At 67.8% G+C, this 19,991-nt stretch carries 15 protein-coding genes; 7 read left to right on the top strand and 8 right to left on the bottom strand.

All coding sequences use genetic code 11. The annotated features are described in order from the left end of the window. Window positions 1-152 precede the first annotated feature (152 nt). From PM1_RS29470 to PM1_RS29455, 4 genes are all read right to left on the bottom strand, one after another. Window positions 153-1,697, bottom strand: coding sequence for a SulP family inorganic anion transporter (locus PM1_RS29470; protein WP_009614768.1), 1,545 nt, complete (start codon window positions 1,695-1,697; stop codon window positions 153-155). 176 nt (window positions 1,698-1,873) lie between these two features. Beyond that, window positions 1,874-2,590: a carbonic anhydrase gene (locus PM1_RS29465; protein WP_009614770.1), complete on the bottom strand. Its 717-nt coding sequence runs from the start codon at window positions 2,588-2,590 to the stop codon at window positions 1,874-1,876. A gap of 247 nt (window positions 2,591-2,837) precedes the next feature. Next, window positions 2,838-3,899, bottom strand: coding sequence for a PA0069 family radical SAM protein (locus tag PM1_RS29460; protein ID WP_009614771.1), 1,062 nt, complete (start codon window positions 3,897-3,899; stop codon window positions 2,838-2,840). A 348-nt stretch (window positions 3,900-4,247) separates the two neighbouring features. Further along, on the bottom strand, window positions 4,248-5,819 hold the full coding sequence (locus tag PM1_RS29455; protein ID WP_052059063.1) for an inorganic phosphate transporter: 1,572 nt from the start codon (window positions 5,817-5,819) through the stop codon (window positions 4,248-4,250). 319 nt (window positions 5,820-6,138) lie between these two features. Between PM1_RS29455 and PM1_RS29450 the strand changes: the two genes are divergently transcribed. Beyond that, window positions 6,139-8,652 carry an EAL domain-containing protein gene (locus PM1_RS29450; protein ID WP_009614773.1) on the top strand — a complete coding sequence of 838 codons (2,514 nt, stop codon included), beginning with the start codon at window positions 6,139-6,141 and terminating at the stop codon, window positions 8,650-8,652. Window positions 8,653-8,921: 269 nt separating this feature from the next. Here PM1_RS29450 and PM1_RS29445 read toward each other — a convergent pair whose 3' ends face one another. Continuing rightward, entirely contained in the window at window positions 8,922-9,188 is a 267-nt protein-coding gene (locus tag PM1_RS29445; protein ID WP_009614774.1) for a YheV family putative zinc ribbon protein, read from the bottom strand. Further along, a complete protein-coding gene (prlC, locus tag PM1_RS29440) occupies window positions 9,188-11,233 on the bottom strand; it encodes an oligopeptidase A (RefSeq protein WP_009614775.1) in 2,046 nt (681 codons plus the stop codon). Before prlC ends, PM1_RS29445 begins: the two co-directional genes overlap by 1 nt. A 78-nt stretch (window positions 11,234-11,311) precedes the next feature. Between prlC and PM1_RS29435 the strand changes: the two genes are divergently transcribed. The 6 genes from PM1_RS29435 (at window position 11,312) to siaD (ending at window position 16,549) form a co-directional block, all read left to right on the top strand. Next, a complete protein-coding gene (locus tag PM1_RS29435; RefSeq protein WP_009614776.1) occupies window positions 11,312-11,854 on the top strand; it encodes a gamma carbonic anhydrase family protein in 543 nt (180 codons plus the stop codon). 76 nt (window positions 11,855-11,930) lie between these two features. After that, the gene (locus tag PM1_RS29430) at window positions 11,931-12,581 is read left to right on the top strand and encodes an HAD family hydrolase (protein WP_009614777.1); all 651 of its coding nucleotides are present in this window, start codon (window positions 11,931-11,933) and stop codon (window positions 12,579-12,581) included. Between the two features lie 213 nt (window positions 12,582-12,794). Then, window positions 12,795-14,789 (top strand): biofilm regulation protein phosphatase SiaA, encoded by a 1,995-nt coding sequence (gene siaA / locus PM1_RS29425; RefSeq protein ID WP_009614786.1) that lies wholly within the window; start codon window positions 12,795-12,797, stop codon window positions 14,787-14,789. Window positions 14,790-14,798: 9 nt separating this feature from the next. Continuing rightward, window positions 14,799-15,341, top strand: coding sequence for a biofilm regulation protein kinase SiaB (siaB, locus tag PM1_RS29420; protein WP_009614787.1), 543 nt, complete (start codon window positions 14,799-14,801; stop codon window positions 15,339-15,341). Between the two features lie 25 nt (window positions 15,342-15,366). After that, on the top strand, window positions 15,367-15,747 hold the full coding sequence (siaC, locus tag PM1_RS29415; RefSeq protein WP_009614788.1) for a biofilm regulation phosphoprotein SiaC: 381 nt from the start codon (window positions 15,367-15,369) through the stop codon (window positions 15,745-15,747). A 4-nt stretch (window positions 15,748-15,751) separates the two neighbouring features. Next, window positions 15,752-16,549 carry a biofilm regulation diguanylate cyclase SiaD gene (gene siaD, locus PM1_RS29410; protein ID WP_009614789.1) on the top strand — a complete coding sequence of 266 codons (798 nt, stop codon included), beginning with the start codon at window positions 15,752-15,754 and terminating at the stop codon, window positions 16,547-16,549. Window positions 16,550-16,906: 357 nt separating this feature from the next. On the opposite strand, the gene gbdR is transcribed toward siaD, so the two are convergent. Both gbdR and PM1_RS29400 read right to left on the bottom strand, forming a co-directional pair. Continuing rightward, entirely contained in the window at window positions 16,907-18,010 is a 1,104-nt protein-coding gene (gene gbdR, locus PM1_RS29405) for a choline metabolism transcriptional regulator GbdR (protein ID WP_009614790.1), read from the bottom strand. Window positions 18,011-18,374: 364 nt separating this feature from the next. Next, a complete protein-coding gene (locus PM1_RS29400) occupies window positions 18,375-19,751 on the bottom strand; it encodes an L-serine ammonia-lyase (protein ID WP_009614791.1) in 1,377 nt (458 codons plus the stop codon). Between the last annotated feature and the right edge of the window lie 240 nt (window positions 19,752-19,991).

Here is a 19,991-nt window from a genome sequence, read left to right as displayed (position 1 = left end):
AGGGCGCGCTCCTGCATGGGAATGGTGCTCGGGCTTGCCCTCTCCCGGAGGGAGAGGGGGCCGCAGGCTCCGAGCGCGGGTAGCGCGATGTAGCGGATCTCATCCGCGATCCGGCTGTCATGCGTGTCGCGGCATGACAGCAGAAACCCATCCTACGAACCTGCCGCTCCCGCCTCGCGCCGTGCGCGGCCTTCGAGGCGGCGGCGCAGGCCGTGGCTTTCCAGGCTCAGCCGGCAGCCCTTGGCCGCCGCGGCGCGGCCCCAGTCCTCCAGCAGCTCCATGCAGGCGTGGTCGATGTAGCGCAGGTGCTGCAGCGGCACGTGCAGCGTGGTGCCCGGCTTCACCTGGTCCAGCAGGCGCGCCAGCTGCGGTACCCGCAGGAAGGTGGCGGCGCCCACCAGGCGCAGCTCGGCTTCGTCGCCGGTGCCGTTGTAGTGCAGGCTGGCCTTCAGCCGCGCGGCCTTCAGCGCCAGCTTGAGCAGGGTCAGGGCGAAGCCCACCAGCACGCCGGTGAGCAGGTCGGTGAGGACGATGCCCAAAGCCGTGGCCAGGTACACCAGCGCCGGCATCCGCCCGTAGCGCAGCAGGCCGGTGAGCGCCTTGGGATCGGCCAGCTTGAGCCCGGTGTAGACCAGCACCCCGGCCAGGCTGGCGATGGGGATCTGCCGCAGCAGCCCGCCGAGCAGGGCGACGAAGGCCAGCAGCCAGAGGCCGTGGAGGATGGCGGACAGGCGGCTGCGGGCGCCGGCCTGCACGTTGGCCGAGCTGCGCACTATCACCCCGGTCATCGGCAGCGCGCCGAGCAGGCCGCAGATCAGGTTGCCGACGCCCTGGGCGGACAGCTCACGGTCCATGTCCGAACGCGGCCCCTGGTGGATGCGGTCCACCGCGGCGGCGGAGAGCAGCGTCTCGGCGCTGGCGATGAAGGCCACCGCCAGGGCCGCCAGCAGCAGCTCGGGTTCGGCCAGGCGCAGCAGGTCGGCCGGGCGGAGCCAGTCGATGGCCTGGCTGAGCTGTTCCGGCACTTCCACCCGCAGCACGTCCATGGGCAGCGCCAGGCTCGCCAGGGTCGCCGCGCTCACCCCGAGCAGGGCGCCGGGCAGGAAGCGCAGACGCGCCGGGCGGAAGCGTTCCCAGCCCCACATCAGCGCCATGGTGCCGAGGCCCAGGGCCAGGGCCTGCGGGCCGTTGCCCAGCGAGGCGGCGAGGGCGCCGGGGAACGCCAGCAGGTTGTCCAGCCCTGATGCCTGTGGCTGGAGGTCGAGCATCACGTGGACCTGCGACAGCACGATGAGGATGCCGATGCCGGCGAGCATGCCGTACACCACCGCCGGCGCGGTGACGCGGAACCAGCAGCCCAGGCGCAGGCGCCCGGCGACCAGCTGGATCAGCCCGGCCAGCAGCAGGATCGGCCCGAGCATGGCCATGCCGTGGCTGCGCACCAGTTCGAAGACCAGCACCGCCAGGCCCGCCGCCGGCCCGCTGACCTGCAGCGGCGAGCCGGCCAGCAGGCCGACCACCAGGCCGCCGACGATGCCGGTGAGCATGCCCTTGGCCGGCGGCATGCCGGAAGCGATGGCGATACCCATGCACAACGGCAGGGCGACGAGAAAGACCACCACCGAGGCCAGCAGGTCGCGGGGCAGGTTGTCCTTGAGGGCGCGCAGGGGCGCATGAAGGGGTTGGGGAACGGGCATGGCGCTTTCCTCCTTGGCTTTTTCGGGCGCGAGAAAGCCCACGACGCCGGGTCTGCGGCATCGACACGCGCAGGTTGTCAGGGCGCGCCGGCGGGCCGGCGCGGGGTTCGGGCAGGTGTCAGGTCAGGAAGCGGGCACGGCTGTCGTTGTGGAGGTGGGCGCCGTGCCCGTGAGGGTCAGGATTGCGAGTAGCGCGGGCGCGGCGTCGCCATGGGCATCGGGCCTTCGCCGTCCAGCGGGAGGAAGTGACCCACCTCGGCGTCGTAGGCCTTGATCTGGCTGGTCTCGATGTCATAGACCCAGCCGTGGATGAACAACTGGCCGCTGGCCAGGCGCGCGGCCACCGAGGGGTGGGTCTTCAGGTGGTCGAGCTGGGCCACCACGTTTTCCTCGGTGAGGATGTCCAGGGTGTCGTGGCTGGCGCAGCCGCAGTTCTGCTCGACCACCGTCTTGGCCACTTCGGCGTGGCGCAGCCAGGCCTTCACCGTGGGCATGCGCTCCAGCGTCTGCGGGTCGAGCACGGCCTTCATGGCGCCGCAGTCGGAATGCCCGCAGACGATGATGTGCTGCACGCCCAGGGCCATCACCGCGAACTCGATGGCGGTGGACACGCCGCCGTTCATCTGCCCGTAGGGCGGCACCACGTTGCCGACGTTGCGGGTGACGAAGAGGTCGCCCGGCGAGCTCTGGGTGATCAGTTCGGGGACGATGCGCGAATCCGCGCAGGTGATGAACATGGCGCGCGGGTTCTGCGCATGGGCGAGCTTCTTGAACAGCGCTTCCTGTTGCGGGAAGACCTCCTGGCGGAACTGGCGGAAACCTTCGACGATGCGCCGCAGGGCCTCGTCGGCATTCTCCGTGATGTGCTCCTCACCGTGCGATTTGTCGTTCATTGCATGAGCCTCGAAGAGTGACGATGGATTTTTCCCATGCTTGCCGACGTTTCGCACATGGCGAAAAGACACAAACGTTGGGAAATGATGTTCGTGACCGTTTGGTCATCCTGTCGGCAACCCTAGACAAGGAAGATTAATCAAAAATTAAATAAACGCTCTATCTCGCACGTTACAGACATCTTTAAGGCAAGATCGCCGATGATGCCGACAAGCTATCATGGCCCGATGATGTGAATGCGCCGCCTCAGAACAGGCTCATCTGTGCCCGCGGGACCTGGAACAGCGAGCAGTCCAGCCCACCGTAGTCGCGGCGGTCCAGCCCCAGGCGGCGGGCGGCCAGTTGGAAGCGCTTGGCCAGCAGTTCGGCGAACACGCCTTCCCCGCGCATGCGCGTGCCGAAGCGGCTGTCGTAGTCCTTGCCGCCGCGGCTCTGGCGGATCAGGCTCATCACATGCTCGGCGCGGTCGGGGAAGTGCGCCTGCAGCCATTGCTGGAACAGCTCGGAAATCTCCAGCGGCAGGCGCAGGAGGATGTAGCCGGCCGAGCGCGCGCCGTTGTCGTGGGCGGCTTCCAGCAGGCGTTCCAGCTCCATGTCGTTGACCATCGGGATCATCGGCGCCAGCACCGCGCTGACCGGCACGCCGTGCTCGTGCAGGGTGCGCATGGCGCGCAGGCGCGCGCCGGGGCTGGCGGTGCGCGGCTCCATGATGCGCTTGAGCTCGTTGTCCAGGGTGGTAAGGCTGAAGGCCACGCTGACCAGGTTGAGGCTGGCCAGTTCGCCCAGCAGGTCGAGGTCGCGCAGGATCAGCGAGCCCTTGGTGATGATGTGCAGCGGGTGGCGGAAGCGCAGCAGGATCTCCAGCGCCTGGCGCGTCAGGCGCTGCTCGCGCTCCAGCGGCTGGTAGGCGTCGGTATTGATGCCCAGGGCGATGGGCCGCGGCACGTAGCCGGGCTTGCTCAGCTCCGCCTCCAGACGCTCGGCGAGGTTGGTCTTGGCGATCAGGCGCGTCTCGAAGTCGATGCCCGGCGACAGGTCCCAGTAGGCGTGGCTGGGCCGTGCGAAGCAGTAGATGCAGCCGTGCTCGCAGCCGCGGTAAGGGTTGATCGAGCGGTCGAAGCCGACGTCCGGCGACTGGTTGCGGCTGATCACCGTCTTCGCCTGCTCCATCCGCACCTCGGTGGCGCGGCAGGGCGGCGCCTCGTCCTGGTACCAGCCGTCGTCCTCGGCCTCGCTGCGGGTCGGCGCGAAGCGGTTGTGCGGGTTGCTGGCGGTGCCGCGGCCACGTGGCGGCAGGGAAGAGGACATAGGTGGGCTCCAGAATTTACTGTATATAAATACAGTATTCCCATGCGAATGACAGCCCCCGCCGATGGATGGCCGGGCGTAGGGCGGATAACCGTTCGCGGTTATCCGCCGTTTGACCATGGCCCCAGGCCCCCTGCGGACCCAAACCCGAAGCCCCGCCTCAAGGCGCTCCGAACCCGACATCGGGTTGGGCAGCGGCGTACAACCGCGAACGGTTGTGCGCTCTACTAATGGTGATGGGTATCGCTTCGCTCAACCCATCCTACGAGAGTGTTTCTCCCGCACCCCGCAGGAGCGGATTCATCCGCGATTCCGCCGGCAGGGCCGGCGCTCATGCCATTGCCGACCTCAGATCAACACCCGCAACAACCAGTACAGCAACGCCGCCAGGCAGATCGCCGCCGGCAGCGTCAGCACCCAGGCCAGCAGCATGTTGCGGATGGTCTGCCATTGCAGGCCGCTGCCGTTGGCGGTCATGGTCCCGGCGACGCCGGAGGACAGCACCTGGGTGGTGGACACCGGCAGGCCATAGATGTCCGCCGCGCCTATGGTGAGCATCGCGGTGAGCTGCGCGCTGGCGCCCTGGGCGTAGGTCAGCGGCTGCTTGCCGATGCCCTCGCCGACGGTGGTGACGATGCGCCGCCAGCCCACCAGGGTGCCCAGGCCGAGGGCCAGGGCCACCGCCACCTTGACCCACGGCGGGATGAACTGGACGGTGTCCAGGCTGCGGTCGCGCAGGGCCTGCAGGGTGCTCCAGGTGTCGACGTCGAAGACCTGCTCGGTGCGGTCGAGCTGGCGGATGGTCTCCACGCTCAGATACAGCTCGTTGTGCAGCGCCAGCACCTCGTCGTCGGGCAGCCCGCTCAGGTCGTCGTGGCCGCGCAGGCGCGCGCCTATGTTGTGCAGTTGCGCGGCCAGCGCCGGCAGCACCTCGGGGGTCAGGCGCTGCTCGCTCTGGTAGTCCAGCAGCACCCGGCGCGGGGCCGTGGGGATGTCATCCGGGGCCAGCCGGCGCAGCTGCAGTTCGGCCCGGTGCGCCAGTTCGCGCAGCTGCTGCACCTGGGCCGGCGCCTGGCCGCGGTCGACGGCGAAGCTCAGCGGCATCAGCGCGGCGAGGATCAGCATGATCAGGCCGATGCCCTTCTGCCCGTCGTTGGAGCCATGGGCGAAGGACACCCCGGTGCAGGTCAGCACCAGCAGCGCGCGGATGCCCAGCGGCGGCGGCTGGCGCCCCTGGGGCGCGCTGAACAGCGTCTTGCGCCGCGCCACCGCGCGCATGCCCAGCAGTAGCAGGCCGGCGCCGAGGAAGCCCAGCAGCGGCGACAGCAGCAGGGCGTAGCCGACCTTCTGCAACTGCTCCCAGGCGCTGCCGTCGATGCCCAGTTCGCCGCTCAGCACGCCGTGGGCCAGGCTCACGCCGACGATGGAGCCGATCAGGGTGTGCGACGACGATACCGGCAGGCCCAGCCACCAGGTGCCGAGGTTCCACAGGATGGAGGCGCCGAGCAGGGCGAAGATCATCGCCAGGCCGGCGGCGCTGTCCACCCGCAGCAGCAGGTCCAGCGGCAGCAGGGTGACGATGCCGAAGGCCACCGCGCCGCTGGAGAAGAGCACGCCGAGCAGGTTCCACAACCCCGACCAGCCCACCGCCAGCTGCGGCGGCAGGGCGTTGGTGTAGATCACCGTGGCCACCGCGTTGGCGGTGTCGTGGAAGCCGTTGATGAACTCGAAGCCCAGGGCGATCAGCAGCGCCAGGGCCAGCACCAGCAGGGTGCCGCTGGGGCGCAGCTGGCCGCCCTGGGCGAGGATGTCCAGGGCCAGGTTGCCGAAGGTGTAGACCAGGCCGCCGCCGAGCAGGAGGAAGAACAGCACTTGCCCGGTGGGCGTGGCCACTTCCTGCAGCACCGGGTTCACCGGCATGCGCGAGACGCGCGTGGCGCGCAGGGACTGGAGCAGGTGGTAACGGTCAAGCACGTCCGTTGTGCTCCCTGTCGGGGACTGTGGTGTCGGGGGCGGGGCGAGGGGGCACTGGCGGCTCCTTCCTGCAAATGCCTAATAGCCTAGTCCGCCGGGCGGCGCTGCGGTTCTCCAATGTTTCCGGGATAGGCGCCCCAGGTGATATGTCAAATGGCTATTATCCGTGCAGGTCTTTCAACCACTACGCTTTCCTGGTGGGCCACCCGAGGGCACTGTCATGCAGGAAGAAAGCCCAAGTGCGTTTCCGAGATGGATGCCAGCAATGCCCTACGACCAGCTCCCGGATGTCTTCGCGCAGATTCTCGAACAGGCCATCGATGGCGTGGTGGTGCTGGACGAGCACAACCGCGTGCTGCTGTTCAACGCCGCCGCGGAGCGCCTGTGGGGCTATTCCCGCGAGGCGGTGCTGGGCCAGGACGTCGGCCTGCTGCTGCCCCGGGAGGTGCGTCCGCGCCTGGACGCCAGCCTGGACACCGAGGGCATCGTCGGCAGCCGCAGCGAGGTGCCGATGCGCTGCCGCGACGGCAGCCGGCTGTGGGGCTCGATGTCGATCTCGCACATTGAGTTCGACGGCAAGCGCCTGCTCACCGCCTTCGTCAAGGACTGCACCCTGCAGCGCCGCCAGCGCGAGCAGATGGACGTACTGTCGCTGGCCGCCAACGAGACCGACAACGCAGTCATCGTCACCGGCCGCGAGGGGCGCATCCTCTACGTCAATGCCGGCTTCAGCCGCATGTTCGGCTGGAACGCCGAGCAGGCCCAGGGGCGCTACCCCTCGGAGCTGCTGCAGGTGCCCCAGGCCAGCGTGCGGCGCTGGCGCCAGGCCGGCGCCGGGCTGTTCCGCAGCGAAGAGCTGGTGCGCGACCTGATCGGCCGGCCGCTGTGGTGCTCGGTGGTGGCCAACCCCATCCTCGATGCCCGCGGCCAGCCGGTGAACTCGGTGATGCTGCTCACCGACATCACCCACACCAAGCTGCACGAAGTGCTGCAGAACAAGGTGCTCGACGCCCTGGTGCGCGAGCGCCCGCTGGTGGACGTGATGGACCTGGTGTGCCGCGAGGTGGAGCGCATCGCCCCGGAGGTCAAGGCCTCGATCCTGCGCGTGGACGCCCAGGGGCGCATGCACCCGCTGGCCGCGCCGAGCCTGCCGGAGACCTTCTCGCAGTCCATCGAGGGCGCGCGCATGGGCCCCCACGCCGGCAGCTGCGGCACCGCGGCCTACCGGGGCAAGGCGGTGATGGTCAGCGACATCGCCAGCGACCCGCTGTGGGACGACTACCGCCAGTTGGCGCTGCCCCTGGGCCTGAAGGCCTGCTGGTCGAGCCCGATCAAGAACAGCGAGGGCCGCGTCATCGGCACCTTCGCCTTCTACTACGAGCAGTGCCGCGGCCCGGACGAGCTGCACCTGCGCCTGGTGGACGTCAGCCTGCCGCTCTGCGCCCTGGCCCTGGAGCGCGAGGAAGCCCGCGCGCACATCCGCCAACTGGCCTTCTACGACACCCTCACCGGCCTGCCCAACCGCAGCCTGCTGCTGGCCGAGGCCGAGCAGGCGATGACGCGCATCGAGAACGACGAGGCGGAAATGGCGGTGCTGTTCATCGACCTGGACCGCTTCAAGCAGATCAACGATTCCCTCGGCCACCCGGCCGGCGACGAGCTGTTGCGCCTGGTGGCGGCGCGCCTGCAGGAAGTGGTGCGCGAGCAGGGCCTGGTGGGGCGTCTTTCGGGCGACGAGTTCGTGGTGGTGCTGCCGTACTGCGGCGGCCTGCTCGCCTCGCAGATCGCCGAGCGCATCCTCGCCCGCCTGGCCCTGGCGCACCGGGTGGGCGGCGTCAGCCTGATCACCCTGGCGAGCATCGGCATCAGCCTGTTCCCCAGCAACGGCCGGGACATGGAGACGCTGCTGCACCGCGCCGACATCGCCATGTACCAGGCGAAGAACGGCGGGCGCGGCAGCTACCGCTTCTTCAGCGAAGAGATGAACCAGCGCGCCCAGGAACGCCTGGCCCTGGAAAGCGCGCTGCGCGAGGCCGTGCAGCGCCAGGCACTGAGCCTGCACTACCAGCCCCAGGTGCGCCTGGACGACGGCCGCGTGCACGCGGTGGAAGCCCTGGCCCGCTGGCGCCACCCGCAACTCGGCGCGGTGGCGCCGAACCGCTTCATTCCCCTGGCCGAGGAGTGCGGCATCATCGGCGAACTCAGCCAGTGGGTGCTGCGCGAGGCCTGCCGGCAACTGGCCGACTGGCGCCGGCGCGGCATCCACGTTCCGGCGGTGGCGGTCAACCTGTCCCCCGCCGACTTCCGCGATCCCGACCTGCCGGCCCGCCTGCAGGACCTGCTGCAGCGCAACGGCCTGGCCGGCACCGACCTGGTGGTGGAAATCACCGAAGGCATGCTGCTGGACAACCACCCGGCGACCCTCGACATCCTCCGCGCCGTGCATGGCTTGGGCGTGCGCCTGTCGATGGACGACTTCGGCACCGGCTACTCCAGCCTCGGCTACCTGCACCGCCTGCCGATCAGCGAGCTGAAGCTCGACCGCAGCTTCGTCGCCGAGCTGAACGCCGGCGCGGCGGCGCAGGCGCTGACCGACGCGGTGATGAACATCGGCCGCAGCCTGGAGCTGATGGTGGTCGCCGAAGGAGTGGAGGACGAGGCGCAACTGGAGCTGTTGCGCCAGCAGGGCTACCCGGTGGCCCAGGGCTACCTGTTCTCGCGGCCGTTGCCGGCGGCGGCGCTGGAGGAGTGGTTGGTGAGGAGGGGGAGAGAGGGGTAGGAGCGAGATTGCTCGCGAATGGAGTCTACCGGCTGCGCTGGTGTATGAGGTCGCCTCCGCAACCCTCTCCCCAGCCCTCGGCTGCGCGCCCCGCCCTGAAGGGAGAGGGGGCTAGTCCGTGCTGAGAGAAAGTTTGGTTTCACCTGAAACCTGCAGAGTTGCCGGCTGACTCAGGAATACCCAAGCACGCCGAACGGTCCCCTCTCCCTTCAGGGAGAGGGTTAGGGAGAGGGCGCTCTAACCCCCAGCACCGATAGCCCCCAGCAACCTCAATCCTTCTTCTTCAGCTTCGGATTAGGAAAGAACTGCACCCCCTGCACCTTCGGATCATCCGGCTTCTTCAACCCACTGGTATTGACCCGCGTAGCCAACTCCTTCGGCACCGACTGCCCCTGGGCATTGAGCGTGTCGGCGTAGCCGCAGGCCACGCACTCGCGGTGCGGCACGCCGTCCTCGTCCCACATCAGGATCTTGTCCTGCTCGCTGCAGGCCGGGCATACCGCGCCGGCGATGAAGCGCTTCTTCACCTCGGCCATCACGCAGCCTCCCCGGTCAGGCCGGAATGGCGCAGCAGCGCGTCGATCGACGGCTCGCGGCCGCGGAAGGCGACGAACAGCGCCATCGGCTCCTGGGAGCCGCCCTTGGCCAGGATGGCCTCGCGGAAGGCCGCGCCGGTCTGCGGGTTGAACACGCCCTCTTCCTCGAAGCGCGAGAAGGCGTCTGCCGACAGCACTTCCGCCCACTTGTAGCTGTAGTAACCGGCCGCGTAGCCGCCGGCGAAGATGTGCGCGAAGCTGTTGGCGAAGCGGTTGTACGCCGGTGGGCGCATCACCGCCACCTCGTCGCGCACGCCGTTGAGCACGTCGAGCACGCTGCGGCCGTCGCCGTGGCTGGTGTGCAGCTCGAAGTCGAACAGCGAGAACTCCAGCTGGCGCACCATCATCAGGCCGGACTGGAAATTCTTCGCCGCCAGCATCTTCTCCAGGATGTCCTGGGGCAGCGGCGCGCCGGTCTCGTAGTGGCCGGAGATCAGCGCCAGGCCCTCGGGCTCCCAGCACCAGTTCTCCATGAACTGGCTGGGCAGCTCCACCGCGTCCCAGGCCACGCCGTTGATGCCCGAGGCGCCGGCGTGCTCGACGCGGGTCAGCAGGTGGTGCAGGCCATGGCCGAATTCGTGGAACAGCGTGGTCACTTCGTCGTGGGTGAGCAGCGCCGGCTTGCCGTTCACCGCCGGGGTGAAGTTGCACACCAGGTAGGCGACCGGGGCGATCAGCTGGCCGGCGGCGTCGCGGCGGCGGTCGCGGGCGCCGTCCATCCAGGCGCCGCCGCGCTTGTTGGCGCGGGCGTAGAGGTCGAAGTAGAAGCGCCCGACGTGCTGGCCGTTCTCCTCGATCTCGAACAGGCGCACGTCCGGGTGCCAGCGCTCGAAGTCATGCAGCTCGCGGATCTGGATGCCGTAGAGCTTCTGCACGATGGCGAACAGGCCGGACAGCACCTTGTCCACCGGGAAGTACGCGCGCAGCGCTTCCTGCGACACGCTGTAGCGCGCCTCGCGCAGCTTCTCGCCGTAGTAGCCGGAGTCCCAGCTCTGCAGCTGCGCGCAGCCCTGCTCGGCGGCGTAGGCCTTGAGCTGGTCGAGGTCCTGCTGGGCGTAGGGCTTGCTGCGCACCGCCAGGTCGCGCAGGAAGTGCAGCACCTGCTCCGGGGATTCGGCCATCTTGGTCGCCAGCGACAGCGCCGAGAAGTTGGCGTAGCCCAGCAGGCGCGCCAGCTCCTGGCGCAGGTCGAGGATTTCCTGCATCACCGGGCCGTTGTCGTTCTGCCCGGCGTTGGGGCCTTGGTCGGAGGCGCGGGTGCAGTAGGCGGCGTAGACCTCTTCGCGCAGGGCGCGGTCGTCGGCGTAGGTCATCACCGCGAAATAGCTGGGGAATTCCAGGCTGATCAGCCAGCCGTCCAGGCCCTTGGCCTGCGCGGCCTGCTGCATCTGCGCCTTGGCCGAGTCGGTCAGGCCGGCCAGCGCCGCCTCGTCGGTGACGTGCTTGGTCCAGGCCTGGGTGGCGTCCAGCAACTGGTTGGAGAAGCGGCTGCCCAGCTCGGACAGGCGCGCCTGGATCTCGGCGTAGCGCTTCTGCTGCTCGGCCGGCAAGTCGATGCCCGACAGGCGGAAATCGCGCAGGGCATGTTCCAGGATGGTCTTCTGCGCCACGTCGAAGTTCGCCGCGGCGGGGCTGGCGGCCAGGGCCTCGTAGGCCTTGAACAGCTCGCGGTTCTGGCCCAGCTCGGTCCAGTAGGCCGAGAGCAGCGGCAGGCAGCCTTCATAGGCCTCGCGCAGTTCGGCGCTGTTGCACACGGCGTTGAGGTGGCTCACCGGGCTCCAGGCCGCGCCCAGGCGCGCATGCAGTTCGTCCATGGCCAGCACCAGGCCGTCCCAGCTGGGGTTGGCGCCCTGTTCGGCGAGGATGCGCGCAATGCCGGCGCGGTTGTCGGCGAGTATCTGCTCGATGGCCGGCTTCACATGCTCGGGGCGGATGGCGGAGAAGGGCGGCAGGTCGTAGGACTGCAGAAGGGGATTCGCGCTCACGGTGGCAACCTTGGCTGAGGAAACACCCGGCCATCTTAAATACAATCGACGGCATCCGCAGCCTGAAGGAAAACTATCGTGGCCATACGTTCGTATCAGGGTAAAACGCCGCAACTCGGCGAACGCGTCTTCGTCGACCCCAGCGCCGTGCTCATCGGCGACATCGAAATCGGCGCCGACAGCTCGGTGTGGCCGCAGGTGACCATCCGCGGCGACATGCACCGCATCCGCATCGGCAACCGGACCAGCATCCAGGACGGCAGCGTGCTGCACATCACCCACGCCGGCCCCTACAACCCCGACGGCTTCCCGCTGACCATCGGCGACGAAGTGACCGTCGGCCACAAGGTCCTGCTGCACGGCTGCAGCGTCGGCAACCGCGTGCTGGTGGGCATGGGCTGCATCGTCATGGACGGCGCGGTGATAGAAGACGAAGTCATCCTCGGCGCCGGCAGCCTGGTCCCGCCGGGCAAGGTGCTGGAAAGCGGCTTCCTCTACGTCGGCAGCCCGGCGAAGAAGGCCCGCCCGCTGAGCGACAAGGAAAGGTCCTTCTTCGCCTATACCGCGGGCAACTACGTGAAGCTGAAGGACCAGCACATTGCGGAGGGCTATGCCGGGTAGGCCGTCCGTCAGCCATCTCTTTTCGCCAGGCGGCGTCAGCGTCAATCTGCGCCCGGCCCAGCCCAAGTGAGTTCCCATGCACTACCAGAACATCCTCTTCGACCTCGACGGCACCCTCACCGACCCGCGCGAGGGCATCACCCGTTCGATCCAGTATGCCCTGGCGCAGCTGGGCATCGACGAGCCGGACCTGCGCCGGCTCGAACACTTCATCGGCCCGCCGCTGCTGCAGTGCTTCATGAGCACCTATGGCTTCGACGAGGCGCGGGCCTGGGAGGCGGTGAACCATTACCGGGTGCGCTTCAAGGACACCGGGTTGTACGAGAACCGGGTGTTCGACGGCGTCGGCGAGTTGCTGGCGCTGCTTGGCGGCCAGGGCCGCACGCTGTTCATCGCCACCAGCAAGCCCACCGTGTTCGCCGCCGAGATCGCCCGGCATTTCGACTTCGCCCGGCACTTCAAGGTGATCTACGGCAGCGAGCTGGACGGCACTCGCACCAACAAGGTGGAGCTGATCGAGCACCTGCTGCGCCTCGAAGGCCTGGACCCGGCGCAGACGCTGATGATCGGCGACCGCAAGCACGACCTGATCGGCGCGCACCGCAACGGCCTGAGCGCCGCCGGCGTCGGCTATGGCTTCGGCAGCCGCGAGGAGCTGCTGGCCGAAAGCCCGGCGCACTACTTCGCCAACCTGGGCGAACTGCACGCGGCCTTCGCCGCCGGCTGAGGCGCAAGACCCCGGGAGGACCGCCTCCCTGTGCTGCAGCGGGTGCGCCGTGGCGGCGGGGGAAATCGCGTCTAGAATGAGTCAGTCGGATGACGTCAAAAATATGGCAAATAGCCATTAATTTGCATTGCCTGGGGAAAGGCTCGCCTGCACAATTGCGCTTTCGCCAAAAGAACGACACTGACTCGGCGAACGGGATTTCTGGGGACAGCCATGGCGGCACGATGGGGATTGCGCGGCAAATCGGTGGTAGCGCTGTTACTGGCCTGCGTTCTGGCGTTGGTTCCCGCGGTGCTGCTCGGCTGGAAGGCGATGGAGGACATCCGCACGCACTTCGGCCTGGCCTATGCGAAGAACTTCACTCTGCTCAACCAGCAGAAGATTCTCGCCCCGGTGATCCGCGAGCTGTCGCTGTCGCGGCGCCTGGCCGAGTCGGTGGTGACCCAGGACTGGCTGCTGGACGAGAGCAGTTCCGAGCGGCGCACGCGCTTTTTCCGTGAGGCCGACGGTTACCGCGGCGACCAGGGCGAGTATTCCTACTTCGTCATCGTCGACTCCTCGCTGCACTACTACTTCAATGACTCCACCTCGCCGCTGTCCAACGCCCCGCGCTACACCCTCAGCCGCGACGACCCGCAGGACGCCTGGTACTTCGCGACCATGGCCAGCGACAGCCCCTACAACATCAACGTCAACTACGACGCCAAGCTGCGCGCCACCAAGGTCTGGTTCAACGTCCAGGTCATCGCCGGCAACCACAAGGTCGGCCTGGCCGGCGGCGGGCTGGACCTGACCGCCTTCCTCGACCAGTTCATCTCGCGCCGCGAGCCCGGGGTGACGCCGATGATCGTCGACGCCGACGGCGCCATCCAGGCGCACCCGGACCGCAAGCTGATCGCCCTGAGTTCCGGCGCCGGCACCGCCGGGAACGATGGCCACCGGGTCTTCGACCTGCTGGCCAGCGACGAGGAACGCAAGGGCCTGCGCCAGGTGCTGGACGACGCCCAGGCGCACCCGGGCGAGGTGCGCACCTTCTGGGCCACCCTCGACGGCAAGCGGCAGCTGCTGGCCACCGCGTACATTCCCGAGCTGCGCTGGCACGTGCTCAGCGCCGTCGACCTGCATGCCGCGCAGGTGCTCGACAGCCGCTGGATCTGGCCGCTGGCGGGCACCCTGCTGGGCCTGCTGGCGCTACTGCTGATCGGCTTCGCCTACACCGTCGAGCTGCTGCTGCTCAAGCCGCTGCGCGGCCTGCGCCAGTCGGCCAAGGCGATTGCCGCCGGGCAGTACGACAACCCGCTGCCCAAGTCCCGCGGCGACGAGATCGGCGAGCTGTCCGACGCCTTCGCCAGCATGGCCAACCAGGTCCGCCGGCACACCGAGGACCTGGAGGACAAGGTGCGCCAGCGCACCCAGGCCCTGGAGCAGGCCAACCGCGAGATGGCCGCGGCGCAGAAGAAGATCGGCGATTCCATCGACTACGCCAGCCTGATCCAGCGCGCCATCCTGCCCGACCGCCAGCTGCAGTCGTCCCTCGGCCAGCACCATTTCGTGCTGTGGAAGCCGCGCGACGTGGTCGGCGGCGACTTCTACATCTACCGCGAAGGCAGCGAGGACAGCCTGATCGGCGTGGTCGACTGCGCCGGCCACGGCGTGCCCGGCGCGCTCATGACCATGCTGGCGCTGGCCGCCATCGACCACGCCATCGACAGCGTGCAGAGCCACGACCCTGCGTCGATCCTGCGCGAGACCGACCAGGTGATGCGCGGCATGATCGGCCAGGAGCGGGTGACCCAGGCCCTGGCCACCAACATGGATGCCGGCTTCGTGCGCGTCGACCACGGCCGCCGGCTGCTGCACTTCTCCGGGGCGAAGATCTCGTTGTTCGCCAGCAATGGTGACGAGGTTCGCGAATACAAGGGCGGCCGTCGCGCCATCGGCGACAAGCGCCAGGGAGAGTACGAGAATATCCAGCTGCCGCTGGAGCCGGGCTGGACCTTCTACCTGTGCACCGACGGCTTCCTCGACCAGGCCGGCGGCGAGCACGGCTTCGGTTTCGGCAACAGCCGCTTCGCCGAACTGCTGCGCCGTCATTCACGTCTGCCATTGGCCGAGCAGGCGCGGGTGTTTGCCGCTACCCTGGCGGACTATCAGGGCGAACGGCCGCAACGCGACGACATCACCATCCTGTCCTTCCGATTCGAGTAGGAGTACGCCATGGAGACACTAGACCTGTTGGCCATGCGTGAAAGCTACACCCGACAACGCATCCTGCTGTGCTTCAACGGCCCGATCTCGCGCAGCCTGATCGAAGAGATCGGCCACGCCCTGCGCAACTACATGCAGGCCGAGCAGGCGCACCCCAGCGAGGCCATGGACGTCTTCGCGGTCTACATCGAGATGACCCAGAACATCCGCCACTACGCCACCCAGCGCGGCTACGGCGACCAGGACGCCTCGGCCACCGTGGCCATCGCCCGCGACGACGACGGCCACTACGTGGTGTCCGCCGGCAACCTGGTGGAGCTGGCGGACGGCCGCGAGCTGGTGCGCAACATCGAGGCCATCGCCGGGCTCGACAAGGCCCAGCTCAAGGCGGCCTACAAGGAGCAGCTGCGCCGCCCGCGCGATTCCGGGGTCAGCAGCGGCGCCGGCCTGGGCCTGCTGGACATCGCCCGCAAGTCCAGCATGCCCTTGCAGACCTCCCTTACCGAACAACCCGATGGGCGCGCGTTCTTCAGTCTGCGCGCCGTGATCTGACCACGCGTTTCAGGAATACAAAGGTATGAGTGACCTTCACATCAGCGGCACCCAGTCCACCCCGTCGATCCACGGTGACTGGGAAGCCGGCGTCCTGGCCATGCAGGGCGACTCCTATCCCGAGAACTCCTACGAACTCTTCGGCCAGGTGATCGAATGGGTGGAACGCTTCCTCGCCGGGGAGCAGCGCCCGCTGGCACTGGACCTGCGTCTGCTATACCTCAATACCAGTTCGATCAAGGCGATGATGGATATCTTCGACCTGCTCGAGGAAGCCCACCGTAACGGTCGACAGACCCAGGTGAGCTGGCACTACGACCGCCGCAACGAGCGCGTCGCCGAACTGGCCGAGGAATTCCGCGAAGACTGTAGCTTCCCGTTCGTCATACAGCCCTACGACGAGTGATGCCATGAACAGCGAACGCGAGCTGGACCTGTTGATCGAGGAGCTGCTGGCCGACCCGCAGTATTTCGACCATCCGCTGCGCGAGGCGCTGTTCCTCAAGCACCAGCAGTCCCTCGACCAGCTCGCGCGCCTGGAGCGCATCGCGCGGATTTCCGACGGTTTCCAGTCGATGGCGCGGGCGCAGAACTCGACGCTGTCCGAGCGCTACCACAAGCAGTTGCGCCAGCTGGAGAAGGTCGCGCGCATCTCCGACCGCTACCAGAACATGATGCGCGACCTCAACGTGGCGCTGCGCGAGGCCTCCACCCACGACCCGCTGACCGGCATCGGCAACCGCCGCCTGCTGATGGAGCGCCTGCGCGAGGAAAGCGAGCGCGCCCAGCGCAGCGGCAAGCCCTACGTGCTGGTGATCCTCGACATCGACCACTTCAAGCAGGTCAACGACACCTGGGGCCACGAGGTGGGCGACCGCGTGCTGGTGGAGATCGGCTGCACCATGCAGGCCGCGCTGCGCCAGTACGACCTGTGCGGGCGCTGGGGCGGCGAGGAGTTCCTCCTGCTGCTGCCGGAAACCGCCATGGCCGACGCCGACCAGGTGATCGACCGGGTACGCCAGGACATCCGCTCGCTGGCCGTGCGCGTGGGCACCGAGGCGCTGTCGGTGACCGCCAGCTTCGGCGTGGCCGAATACCGCCTGGGCGAGAGCTACTCGCAGACACTCAGCCGGGCCGATGCGGCACTGCTGGAAGCCAAGCGCAGCGGGCGGGACAAGTGCGTGGCGAGTGCTGTGACGAGTGGTTGAGCTACGTCCTGTGGCCTGATGGCTGTTCGTAGGAGCGAGGGGGACGCCCAGTTCTTGCTCGCGAACGGTGCTCGCCGGTCGCATGGGTGTCTCAGGTTACCTCCATTCCCTCTCCCCAGCCCTCTCCCTGAAGGGAGAGGGGGCTTGTCCGTGCCGAGAAAGGTAATGGTTTCCGCCGGAAACCTCTGCGCTAGCCGGTTAACGCCATAACGTCAAACCCTGCCCAACGGTCCCCTCTCCCTTCAGGGAGAGGGTTAGGGAGAGGGGCAGAGCCAAACCGAGACACCAAAGCCACAGGTGAAGAACGTAGGACGTATAACCGTTCGCGGTTATCCGCCGTCGGAGCAAAAAGCCCCCTCAAACCCTCACACTGGCAAAGGTCGACTCCCCCTGCGCCTGGCTCAGCGCCGAGATCGCCGAGGAGTGCGGCATCAGCGCCAGGTCCTGGGGTATCGGCATGACCATCACCGGCTGGCCGATCGGCTGGCCCTGGCGTTCGTCGCGTGGCGGGATGCCGAAGTATTCGCGGTAGCACTTGGAGAAGTGCGGGGTGGAGACGAAGCCGCACACCGAGGCCACCTCGATGATCGACATCGAGGTCTGCTTGAGCAGCTGGCGCGCGCGGATCAGGCGCAGCTTCAGGTAGTAGCGCGACGGCGAGCAGTGCAGGTACTTCTGGAACAGCCGCTCCAGCTGGCGCCGCGAGACGTTGACGTAGACCGCCAGTTCGTCGAGGTCGATTGGCTCTTCCAGGTTGGCTTCCATCAGCGCGACTATTTCCTGCAGCTTCGGCTGGTTGGTGCCGAGCATGTGCTTGAGCGGCACGCGCTGGTGGTCCTGCTCGTTGCGGATGCGCTCGTAGATGAACATCTCGGAGATCGCCGCCGACAGCTCGCGGCCGTGCTCGCGGCCGATCAGGTGCAGCATCATGTCCATCGGCGCGGTGCCGCCGGAGGAGGTGTAGCGGTTGCGGTCGATGGAGAACAGGCGGGTGCTCATGGCCACCCGCGGGAAGGCCTCCTGCATCGCTGCCAGGCATTCCCAGTGCACGCTGCAGTCGTAGCCGTCGAGCAGGCCGGCGCGGGCCAGCGCCCAGCTGCCGGTGCACACCGCGCCGAGGCGGCGGCCCAGGCGCGCCTGGGTCTGCAGGAAGCTCACGTGCTCGCGGGTGACGCTGCGCTGGATGCCCACGCCGCCGACCACGATCAGCGAATCCATCGGCGGGGCGCCGTCGGTGCTGGCGTCGGGAGTGATCTGCAGGCCGTCGCTGGCCCATACCTGGCGGCCGTCGAGGGTGAGGGTGTGCCAGCGGTACAGCTCCCTGCCGGAGAGCTGGTTGGCCATGCGCAGCGGTTCCACCGCCGAGGCCAGGGAGATCAGGGTGAAGTTGTCCAGCAGCAGGAAGCCGATGGACTGCGGAGCTCGGTTTTGCGGGGGAACTCCGGGGTTGAAAGCATTCATGATGCTCGATCTCCTCACGCTAGTCACGGTTGCCCCTGAGGGGCTTTCTTATGCTTGTTTTCTGCCTGGGTGACCCGCAGGTCACCACCGCTTCCAAGAGCAAGGCAAATGCCGTGCCTATGTTGATTGGGCGTTCAATAAAAAAAGAAAAGCGCCTGGGAACGGCGCTTTTGGGAGCTTGGATGCGACCCCAGACATGTCGCAAACGCCTATGGGGCGCGGCCTCTGGGGCATTTGGTAGCACTCGGCCCGTGGCTGCCGAGTGCCAGCATTTTCCGAAAGTAACGCTTGTCAGACCTGTCCGATAACGGCGCGACGCTGCGCCAAAAGGTGGCGCCGGGCGCGCGGAGTGAGCAAAAGGGGGTCAGCACTCGATGATGCTGACGGCCAGGCCGCCGCGGGAGGTTTCCTTGTACTTGTCGTGCATGTCGGCGCCGGTGTCGCGCATGGTGCGGATGGCCTGGTCGAGGCTGATGAAGTGCTGGCCGTCGCCGCGCAGGGCCATCTGTGCGGCGTTGATGGCCTTCACCGCGGCGATGGCGTTGCGCTCGATGCAGGGCACCTGGACCAGGCCGCCGACCGGGTCGCAGGTCAGGCCCAGGTTGTGCTCCAGGCCGATCTCGGCGGCGTTCTCGACCTGCTCGGGGCTGGCGCCGAGCACTTCGGCCAGGCCGGCGGCGGCCATGGCGCAGGCCGAGCCGACCTCGCCCTGGCAACCGACTTCGGCGCCGGAGATGGAGGCGTTCTTCTTGCACAGGATGCCCACCGCGGCGGCGGCGAGGAAGAAGTCCACCACGTCCTGCTCGCTGGCATCGGGGTTGAAGCGCATGTAGTAGTGCAGCACCGCCGGGACGATGCCGGCCGCGCCGTTGGTGGGCGCAGTGACCATGCGCCCGCCGGCGGCATTCTCCTCGTTGACCGCCAGGGCGTAGAGGTTGACCCACTCCATGGCGCTGAGGGTGGAGCCGATGACGTTGGGCTTGCCGATCTCCAGCAGGTTGCGGTGCAGGCGGGCGGCGCGACGCTGCACGTTGAGGCCGCCGGGGAGGATGCCCTCGGCCTTGAGGCCGTTGTTCACGCAGTCCTGCATGGCGCGCCAGATGCGCATCAGGCCGTCGCGGGTGTCGGTGTCGCTGCGCCACATGCGCTCGTTGGCGAGCATCAGCTGGGACACGCGCAGGTTGTGGCGGCGGCACAGCTGCAGCAGCTCGGCGGCGCTGTTGAAGTCATAGGGCAGGCGGGTGGCGTCCTGGTCGAGGGAACCGGCGGCGGCCTGCTCGGCATCGACGACGAAGCCGCCGCCGATGGAGTAGTAGGTGTCGGCATACAGCTCGGCGCCGTTTTCGTAGGCGACCAGGCTCATGGCGTTGGGGTGGTAGGGCAGGTTCTCCTCCAGCAGGCGCATGTCGCGCACCCAGTCGAAGGCAATGCGCCGCTCGCCGGCCAGGAGCAGTTCGCCGCTGCCGAGCAACTCGGCCATGCGCGGGGCGATCTGGCTGGGGTCGATGCGGTCGGGCCATTCGCCCATCAGGCCCATGATCACGGCGCGGTCGGTGCCGTGGCCGACGCCGGTGGCGGAGAGGGAGCCGTAGAGCTTCACTTCGACGCGGTCGATGCGCGGCAGCAGCTGGCGCTCGCGCAGGGCGCCGACGAACAGGGCGGCGGCGCGCATGGGGCCGACGGTATGCGAGCTGGAAGGGCCGATACCGATCTTGAACAGGTCGAACACACTGATAGCCATGCCGGCCTCCGCAGGAACTGGGCGTGATGCGGAGCGCCCGCGGGCACTCCTGATGCGGGGCATCATCGGCCCTCGGCCGGCGGGGCCGGCGTCCGGCACCGACTTGGCCTTATCCAAAAGCGCCGCGGCGTGCGACACGGGAAGAATCGTGCCAGGCGATGTCGCTAATGCGACAAATAATTACGAATTTGAGACTTGGTCGATAGACAACATCAATCGGTCGACAGCCCCATATTTCGG

The sequence above is a fragment of the Pseudomonas sp. M1 genome (assembly GCF_022760135.1).
In the GTDB taxonomy this organism is placed as follows: Bacteria; Pseudomonadota; Gammaproteobacteria; order Pseudomonadales; family Pseudomonadaceae; genus Pseudomonas; species Pseudomonas citronellolis.
This window is presented reverse-complemented; position numbering and strand designations above follow the sequence as displayed.